This window comes from Bacillus sp. AFS001701 (assembly GCF_002559405.1).
In the GTDB taxonomy this organism is placed as follows: Bacteria; Bacillota; Bacilli; order Bacillales; family Bacillaceae_G; genus Gottfriedia.
In genome coordinates, this window is record NZ_NTZO01000318.1 from 1 (window position 1) to 1925 (window position 1925).

General features: G+C 35.6%; 1 protein-coding gene. It reads right to left on the reverse strand.

Annotated elements, in window-relative coordinates:
- Positions 1 to 486: 486 nt before the first annotated feature.
- On the reverse strand, positions 487 to 1845 hold the full coding sequence (locus tag CN514_RS18840; RefSeq protein WP_098233922.1) for an IS1182 family transposase: 1359 nt from the start codon (positions 1843 to 1845) through the stop codon (positions 487 to 489).
- Between the last annotated feature and the right edge of the window lie 80 nt (positions 1846 to 1925).

The following is a 1925-nucleotide window of genomic DNA, read 5'->3' on the forward strand; positions in this document are numbered from 1 at the left end:
TTATAATTCTCAAACCTTTCTGTGTAAATAAACCAGAGTTATCCATCAATAAACTAAAATAACCATTGACTAATCGTAAGAAAAGTCTGACTAAACTGTTGATCATGTTGTACAACTAACGCATGCTTGCTAGTAAGTTATGTTATTCCTATCATTTTTGAAATGCAGTTAATTGTCTCCAGAGTTCAAAGAAATTACAGTATTTATATAAATAATGTTAATTCTTTTATGATTTTAATTGAATGAATATAAGTGCCACTTCATCTAGGTTGAACCATTGGAACGTTAAGTTCACTGACAGAACTAAATTGGATGCTTTTTGGCTCTGTTAAAGTAAAATGTTGATATTTTGAATATGAAAAAGAACTGTCTAAATTAGACAGTTCTCAGATTGTCGACAAAAGGGGTTCGGAATGGTCTTATTCCGAATCCCTTTTGTCATTTTTTTATATTTTGAGTGAGAATAGACCTCTATTATCCTCAGTTTTATGCTGTTTTTGGACCACTCCAAGTCCAGGTGGCCATCTTCTTTAAATTCATGGATGCAAAAGTAAGCATCGCCTGCATCGACAATTTTTTAAGTCCCCTTAAAGTTGTCCATCGCATGCCATGCTTTTCTTTCGCATCTGCGAAAACACGTTCAATTGTTTCTTTTCGCTTCGCATAGATTGGTTTTACTTCTTTATGATGACGAAGGTGTTCTGCTTCCTCGATGTACTCTTGCCAAATGTGACGAGTCACCACTTTTTGATGATCTTTACTTTCCGTACATTGCGCTAAAAACGGGCATGTTGCACAAATCTTTTTAGGTGATTTGTATTCACGATAGCCTTCTTTCGTAGTAGTCGAATAAGTCAAAACTTCTCCTGCAGGACAAAGATAACAATCATAGTGCTCATCATAAACATACTCGTGTTTTCGGAAAAAACCTTCTTTTGTTCTTGGTCGTGTGTATGGTAAAGCTGGTGTCATTTCGTTATCAATCAAGTATTTCGCAATAGCCGGTGTTTTGTATCCTGCGTCTGCCGCAACCGCAGTAGGCTTTCCAACTTTCTCAATCACTTCTTTTACTAATGGTTCCAACATTTGACTATCATGTACGTTCCCCGGAGTCACAATACTTCCTAAGACAAAGCCGTTACGGTCTGAAGCTGCGTGAAAAGAGTAGGCAAACTGTTTGGTCCGTTCATCTTTTACATAGTAGCCACTTTCTGAATCAGTTGTACTCTCTTTGATTTCTTTTTCTTCTTCTTTCTCAAACTTGTCCGGGGGAAACGGCTTTTTTCCATGGTCTTCACGATCTTGATTAATTTCTGTTTGAAGCTGTTCCTGATAAGCTCGAGTCTCTTTACGAACGACTTTCTTTTCAAATTTATGTTTATTCGCGCTAGCTTTCACATGGGTGGAATCAATAAAAACGTGTTCGGAACTAATTAATTTCTTATCGGCAGCCAATTTTAAAATACGATAGAAAATCTGTTCAAATAAATCCGAATCCTGGAATCGTCGTTCATAGTTTTTACTAAAGGTCGAAAAGTGAGGTACTTTATCATAAAAGCCATACCCTAAAAACCAACGATAAGCCATGTTTGTTTCTACTTCTTCAATCGTTTTACGCATGGAGCGAATGCCAAATGTATATTGGATAAAGGTTAATTTAATTAAAATTACTGGATCAATGCTTGGACGCCCAACAGGAGAATACATGTCTTTCACCAAATCATAAATAAAAGAAAAATCAATTGATGCTTCTATTTTTCGTACTAAGTGATTGTCAGGTACAAGTTGGTCAAGTGCGATCATTTCTAATTGATCTCTTTGAATTGAATGATGTTTTGAAAGCATGTATCTCACCTAAGAAAATTTTACTAATTCTATTTTAAAACAAAAAAGACTGTAGGCAAACTCGATTTTCATCGAGTTTG

Excerpts from the sequence above, each read along its gene's own strand:
- CN514_RS18840 (WP_098233922.1), bottom strand. The coding sequence starts at position 1,845 with ATGCTTTCAAAACATCATTCAATTCAAAGAGATCAATTAGAAATGATC.